The sequence below is a fragment of the Thioalkalivibrio halophilus genome (assembly GCF_001995255.1).
Taxonomy (GTDB): Bacteria; Pseudomonadota; Gammaproteobacteria; order Ectothiorhodospirales; family Ectothiorhodospiraceae; genus Thioalkalivibrio; species Thioalkalivibrio halophilus.
On record NZ_MUZR01000028.1, the window covers coordinates 42,648 to 49,128 of the forward strand.

Sequence of the window (6,481 nt, forward strand, 5' to 3'; positions counted from 1 at the left end):
ATGCCCACCCTGACCAGTCAGCCCCGCCGGGTCCCGCAGGACCACCCGGCACTTCCGGGTCATTTCCCCGGGAACCCCGTGGTGCCCGGCGTGATCATCCTGGAACAGGTGCTGGACGCAGCCGGAGAACTGGGGCTGGCCGCCCCCGGCCGGTTCCCGCAGGTGAAGTTCGTGGCGCCGCTGCACCCCGAAGCACCGTTCCGCGTGGAGATCGACGAGCCCGGGCGCCGCGGCTCTCGGGCCTTCCGCTGCGTCCTCGATGACGGGTCCGCCACCCTGCTGTGCGCGGGACAGCTGGACCCCGAACCGCCGGCCGACCCGTCATGAGCGGGGACTGGCGCGCTCAGGAGGAACGCGGCAGTCCCCTCGCCCTGCGCATCATCCTGTGGGTCGCGCTGCGCCTGGGGCGCCCGGCCGGGCGCCTGCTGCTGTACCCCATCACCGCCTATTTCCTGCTGCTGGCACCGCGCGCACGGCGGCACAGCCGGCAGTATCTGCGGCGGGTGCTGGGGCATCCGCCGCGCGTACGCGATGTCGCCCGCCACCTGCACAGCTTCGCCGCGGTGATCCTCGACCGGGTGTTCCTGCTCGCCGGGCGCGAGCAGGCCCTGGATATCCGGGTGCACGGCGCCGAGATCTTCCACCAGGCACTGGATTCCGGGGACGGCGCGATCCTGCTGGGGGCCCATCTGGGCAGTTTCGAGGCCCTGCGGGCACTGGCCGTCGGCCATCACGACTTCCCCGTCCGGGTGCTGATGGATGCCGACCACAACCAGGTGATCACCCGCCTGCTGGATTCGCTCAACCCCGAGGTCGCGCACAGCGTGATCCCGCTGGGACGCACCGACACCCTGATCCGCGCCCGCGAGGCGGTGGAACGCGGCGAGATGGTGGGCATGCTGGGCGATCGGGTGGTGGAAAACGACCGCACCGTGGAATGCGAATTTCTCGGCGACCGCGCGGTCTTCCCCATGGGGCCGATGCTGCTGGCGACGGTGCTGAAGGTGCCGGTGATCCTGTGTTTCGGACTCTATCGCGGCGGCAACCGCTACGATATCGTCTTCGAACACTTTGCCGACGCGATCGAGGCGCCGCGGGCACAACGCGACGCGGTGCTGCAGGACTGGACCTGCCACTATGCCCGGCGCCTGGAGGCCCATGTGCGGGACGCCCCGTGGAACTGGTTCAACTTCTATGATTTCTGGCATGACGACTGACCACCTCCGCACCCGCGGGCCCGCCCGGCTCGCATGGCTGGCCCTGCTGCCCTGGCTGTGGCTGCCGCTGCCGGCCGCCGCGGACACCCTGGATGCGATCCTGGCGGCCCTGAGCCTCGACGCCCCCGCGGAGATGGCCTTTCGCGAAGTCCGCCAGGACCCCATGCTGCAGTCGGAGGACCGCCAGAGCGGCCGCATCGCCTTCGAGCCCCCGGATACCCTGATCCGCGAGACCGACGGCCGGCGCGGCGAGCACGTGCGCATCGAGGGCCGGGAGCTGACCCTGACCCGGGGCGATTCGGTGCGCGAGATCCGTCTGGACGAACAACCCGGGCTGGAGGCCTTCGCCGGGCTGTTCCGCAGCCTGCTGCAGGGCGACCGCGAGGCACTGGAAGCCGGCTTCGAGGTCGAGCTGGACGGCGATCTCGAAGCCTGGGAACTGGAGCTGCGCCCGCGCGACCGCGCGCTGCGCCGGGCGATCATCGAGATCACCATTCGCGGCCGCGAAGGCGAGATCCGGCGCATGGACACCTGGGAATCCGGCAACCGCACCAGCCGCATGCATTTCGAAGCACCGGCATCCGGCGACCCGTCCAGCGAACGCGACTGACCACGCATGTCGTCCCTCCCCTCGCGTGCCGCGGTCACGCTGTGGCTGGCCGGTCTGCTGATCGCGGCCCTGGTCCTGGCCCTGCGCGGCGAGATGGCCACCGATCTCGGACGCTTCATGCCCGACCCCGGCGCCGAGGCCGGACTGCCGCTGGACGTCGACGGCGGACCGGGGGCCCGCCAGCTGTTGCTGGCCATCGAGGGCGGCGATGCCGCACGGCGCGCCGCGGCCTCCGACCGACTCGCCGAGGCCCTGCGCGGGGACCCGGCGGTCGCCGGCATCCACAACGGACGCGGTGCTTTCGACCCCGAGGCGCTGGAAGCGATCCTCGACCTGCGCTATCTGCTGAGCCCGGCGGTCACGCCCGAGCGCTTCTCCCGGGACCACCTGGACACCGCGTTCGCCGAGCGCCGCGCCGACCTCTCCAGCGCAGTACCCGCGATGCCGCGCGAGCTGATCCCGCGCGACCCCACCGGCGAACTGCTGGAACTGGGCGAGCGCCTGCGCGACCCGTTCGGCGACGCAACCCGCGGGCAGCACGGCGTATGGACCGACCCGGCCGGCGAGCGGGCCCTGCTGGTCGTACGCATCGCGCCCGAGGCCGCGGGCCTGGAGGAACAGACGGAACTGCTGCAGCGCGTCGACCGCGAGTTCACGGCCCTGGCCGCCGATGACCTGAATCTGCTGCAGGCCGGGCCACCCGCCATCGCCGTGGAATCGCGCGAGCGCATCCGCGCCGAGGTCACCGCCTTCAGCCTGGCCGCCTCGCTGGCGCTGGCGGTGCTGCTGCTGGTGGTTTTCCGCCACCCCCATCCGGTGTGGCTGGCGGCGATCCCGCTGGGCAGCGGGATCCTCGCCGGCGCGGCCGTGGTCACGCTGGTCTTCGGCCATCTGCACGGGATCGCGCTGGCCTTCGGCATCACCGTGCTGGGGGTCGCACTGGACTACCCCCTGCATCTGTTCGCACACGCCGGCCGCCGGGCTGCCGCACGGGTCGCCGGGGAACTGTGGCCGGCGCTGGTGCTGGGCGCCGGCTCCACCGCGCTGGTCTACGCGCTGATGGCCGCGACCTCGTTCCCCGGCATGGCCCAGCTGGGTCTCTTCGTGCTGACCGGGATCCTGGTCGCCGCCGCGGTGACCCGCTGGGTCCTGCCGGCCCTGCTGCCACGCGGCGCACGCGAACGGGGCCTGCCGGAACCGCGGCTGCCCCTGCCCTCGCTGCGGCCGCGCGGACAGCGAGCGGGCCTCGGGCTGCTGCTGGTGGCGGTGATCGCGGCGCTGGCCGTGCTGCTGAGCCGCGACCCCTTCCCGTGGAACGACCAGCTCACCGCGCTCAATCCGGTCCCCGAGGAGGCCATCGCCCTGGACCGCGAACTGCGCGACGCGCTGGGGCTGCCGGACGTGCGCCATCTGGTGCTGATCCGGGGGGAATCCGCCGACGCCGTGCTGCAGGCCGCGCACGCGCTGGACGAACCGCTGGAGGCGCTGCGCGACGCGGGGGCAATCACCGGTTTCGACCATCCCGCGCGGATCCTCCCGGATATCGTGACCCAGCGCGAACGCCAGGCGGCCTTGCCCGAGCGCGACACCCTGGCCGAACACGTGGAACGGGCCGTGCGGGACCACGGCTTTCAGGCCGAGGCCTTCACGCCGTTTCTCGATGACGTGGAACGCAGTCGCGAGATGGACCCGGTGACCCCTGACAGCCTGCCCGACGGGCCGCTGCGCCAGGCGCTGGAACCGCTGTTGCTGGCCCCGGGCGAACATTCGGCGGCGGGCCATGAACAGGCCTGGATCGGACAGGTACTGCTGCGCGGGCTGAGCGACGCCGGCGCCGTGAGCCAGCGCCTCGACGCCCGCGCCCCGGCCGGCGGGGCGGAAATCGGGCTGGTCGACCTGCGCGCCACCACCGAGGCCATGGTCGCGGATTTCCGCACGGCGGCCCTGACCCGCCTGGCCCTGGCCGCGCTGGCGGTCACCGCCCTGCTGTGGCTGCTGACGCGCGATCCCGGGCGCAGCCTGCGCATCGTGACTGCAGTCGCGGCCGGCTTGCTGCTGACTACCGCCAGCCTGCTGCTGCTCGGGATCGAGCTGACCCTGTTCCACCTGATCGCATTGATGCTGGTGATCGGGCTGGGGCTGGACTACGCGGTATTCCTCGGCCGCCCGGGCGCCATGGAACCGGACGAGGCCCGGCGCACCCGCCGCTCGGTGACCCTGTGCGCCCTGTCCACCGGTCTGGTTTTTGCTCTCCTGGCCCTGTCCAGCCTGCCGGTGCTGCGCGCCCTGGGTCTCACCGTGGCCCTGGGCGTGGTATTTTCCTACGTGGCGGCCCTGTTGCTGGCCCGTCCCGTGAACCCGTCCCCGACGCCCGAGGCCCCCGGCCCCGGGCCGGGGTTGTTGCGCTCGAGGAAGAACCCGACTCCATGAATGCCCTGGCCATTACCGCCCACACCCAGACCAGCGCCGCCGGCACCGGCAACGCCGCGGGCGCGGCCGCGCTGCGCGCGGGCCGCAGTGGCCTGCGGCGCTGCGACCTGCCCGACGTGGATCTGGAGACCTTCATCGGCCGCGTCGAAGGCCTGGAAGATCACCCGCTGGAAGGCGAGCTGGCGGCGTTCGACTGCCGCAACAACCGGCTGGCCGAACTCGCCCTGCAGCAGGACGGCTTCCTCGCCGCGGTGGATGCCGCGATACGTCGCCACGGCGCCGACCGGATCGCGGTGCTGCTGGGCACCAGCACCTCCGGGATCGCGGCCACGGAGGAGGCCTACCGGCGACGCGATCCGGCGACCGGCGCCCTGCCCCCCGACTACGACTACCGTCACACCCAGAACATGTATTCGCTGGCGGACTACGTGGCCACGCGCCTGGGCCTGAGCGGGCCGGCCATGGTGGTCTCCACCGCATGCTCCTCCAGCGCCAAGGTGTTTGCCGATGCCTGGCGCCATATTCACGCGGGCATCTGCGACGCGGCCATCGTCGGCGGGGTCGATTCCCTGTGCGGCATGACCCTGTACGGCTTCAATGCGCTGCAGCTGGTGGCGCCGGAGCCCTGCACCCCGCTGGATCGTCAGCGTCGCGGCATCTCCATCGGCGAGGCCGCCGGCTTCTTCCTGCTGGAACGCGCCGAGGACGCCCCGGCGGACGCCCCGCGCCTGACCGGTCACGGCGAGTCCAGCGACGCCCATCACATGTCCGCGCCCCACCCCGAGGGTGCGGGCGCCGCACGGGCCATGCGCGAGGCCCTGCAGCGCGCCGGGCGCGAAGGACACGAACTGGACTACGTGCTGATGCATGCCACCGCCACCCCCGCCAACGACCGCTCGGAGGCGCGTGCGCTGGCCGATGTCCTGGGCCCGCGGGCACGCTGCGCCGGCACCAAGGGCCTCACCGGCCACACCCTGGGCGCGGCCGGGGCGGTGGGCGCGGCCCAGGCCCTGGCCAGTCTGGCCGGCGGCTTCGTGCCCGGCACCGCCGGACTGACCGACCCGGACCCCGAACTGGGTCTGGATGCGCGCGCGGCCAGCGAAGAACGCCCGGTGCGCCGGGTGCTGCTCAACGCCTTCGGTTTCGGGGGCAACAACTGCTCGCTGCTGCTGGAGGCCCCGTGCTGAATCCCGTCGGCATCCACGCGGTCGGGCTGATCGGGCCCGGGCTGGCGGATTTCCCGTCGGCGCGGGAGATCCTCGCCGGGCGCGAGGAGCACCTGTACGCACCGGTGCAGATCCCGCCCACCAGCCTGCTTCCGGCCAACGAACGCCGTCGCACCACACAGACCATCCGTCTGGCCCTGCGTGCGGCAGAGGAGGCCAGCGAGGGCGGTGACCGCACGTCGATGCGCAGCGTGTTCGCCTCCTCCAGCGGCGACATGGACATCATCGACCGCATCTGCGAGGCGCTGACCCACCCGGACCCGGCGGTCTCGCCCATGCAGTTTCACAACTCGGTGCACAACGCCGCGGCCGGCAACTGGTCCATTGCCACCCGCAACCCGGCACCGGCCACCGCCCTGTCCGGCTTTACCGGTACGGTGGCCGCCGGGCTGCTGGAGGCGGTCACCCTGCAGCTGTCCGAAGGCGGCGAGGTCCTGCTGGTCTGCTACGACGTCCCGTCCATGGAGCTGTTCCGCGAGGTCCGCCCGGTCACCGAGAATTTTGCCTTTGGCCTGCGCCTGGGACCGGTCGCGGGCGCGCAGTGGCAGCTGCGCCTGGACCCCGGGGGGAACGGTCCCGAGACCCCGTGCCGGGCGCCGGCGCTGGAAGCCCTGCGCGCCACCAATCCCGCGGCCCGGGCCCTGCCCCTGCTGGAACGTCTGGCCGGCGCCCACCACGACGCAGTGGTCCTGGAAGCCCCCGCCGGGCGGGTACTCGGGCTGCACGTGGAGGAAGCCACGCCATGATTCTGGACGCCGCCGCCATCCGTGAGCGCCTGCCGCATGCCGGCGCGATGAGCCTGCTCGACGAGGTCGTGGCCCACGATGCCGACCGCATCCACTGTCGCGCCCGCTCGCACCGTGATCCGGACAACCCGCTGCGCGGCGAACCCGGCCTGCACGCCCTGGCGGCACTGGAATACGGCGCCCAGGCGATGGCCGTGCACGGCAGCCTGGGCGCGGCGGACAGCGCACCACCCCGCGCGGGCTATCTCGCTG

At 72.6% G+C, this 6,481-nt stretch carries 7 protein-coding genes; all 7 read left to right on the plus strand.

The annotated features are described in order from the left end of the window. Positions 1–327, plus strand: coding sequence for an ApeI family dehydratase (locus B1A74_RS08345; protein ID WP_018946934.1), 327 nt, complete (start codon positions 1–3; stop codon positions 325–327). Continuing rightward, positions 324–1,217, plus strand: coding sequence for an LpxL/LpxP family acyltransferase (locus B1A74_RS08350; protein WP_077244355.1), 894 nt, complete (start codon positions 324–326; stop codon positions 1,215–1,217). The genes B1A74_RS08345 and B1A74_RS08350 overlap by 4 nt, the downstream gene beginning before the upstream one ends. Continuing rightward, positions 1,207–1,827, plus strand: a complete 621-nt coding sequence (locus tag B1A74_RS08355; protein WP_077244356.1) for a LolA-related protein — start codon at positions 1,207–1,209, stop codon at positions 1,825–1,827. The genes B1A74_RS08350 and B1A74_RS08355 overlap by 11 nt, the downstream gene beginning before the upstream one ends. A 6-nt stretch (positions 1,828–1,833) precedes the next feature. Then, positions 1,834–4,257, plus strand: coding sequence for an MMPL family transporter (locus B1A74_RS08360; RefSeq protein WP_077244357.1), 2,424 nt, complete (start codon positions 1,834–1,836; stop codon positions 4,255–4,257). After that, positions 4,254–5,444, plus strand: a complete 1,191-nt coding sequence (locus tag B1A74_RS08365) for a beta-ketoacyl-[acyl-carrier-protein] synthase family protein (protein WP_077244358.1) — start codon at positions 4,254–4,256, stop codon at positions 5,442–5,444. Before B1A74_RS08360 ends, B1A74_RS08365 begins: the two co-directional genes overlap by 4 nt. Then, complete coding sequence (locus B1A74_RS08370) at positions 5,441–6,229, plus strand: beta-ketoacyl synthase chain length factor (protein ID WP_167769407.1); 789 nt, start codon at positions 5,441–5,443, stop codon at positions 6,227–6,229. The genes B1A74_RS08365 and B1A74_RS08370 overlap by 4 nt, the downstream gene beginning before the upstream one ends. Further along, a partial coding sequence (locus tag B1A74_RS08375) for a hotdog family protein (protein WP_483028312.1) occupies positions 6,226–6,481 on the plus strand: 256 nt, incomplete at its 3' end. The genes B1A74_RS08370 and B1A74_RS08375, both read left to right, overlap by 4 nt.

Bases quoted from the DNA above. Each gene is read 5' to 3' on its own strand.
- B1A74_RS08355 (WP_077244356.1), top strand. From the start codon at position 1,207: ATGACGACTGACCACCTCCGCACCCGCGGGCCCGCCCGGCTCGCATGG.
- B1A74_RS08365 (WP_077244358.1), top strand. From the start codon at position 4,254: ATGAATGCCCTGGCCATTACCGCCCACACCCAGACCAGCGCCGCCGGC.
- B1A74_RS08345 (WP_018946934.1), top strand. From the start codon at position 1: ATGCCCACCCTGACCAGTCAGCCCCGCCGGGTCCCGCAGGACCACCCG.
- B1A74_RS08360 (WP_077244357.1), top strand. From the start codon at position 1,834: ATGTCGTCCCTCCCCTCGCGTGCCGCGGTCACGCTGTGGCTGGCCGGT.
- B1A74_RS08350 (WP_077244355.1), top strand. From the start codon at position 324: ATGAGCGGGGACTGGCGCGCTCAGGAGGAACGCGGCAGTCCCCTCGCC.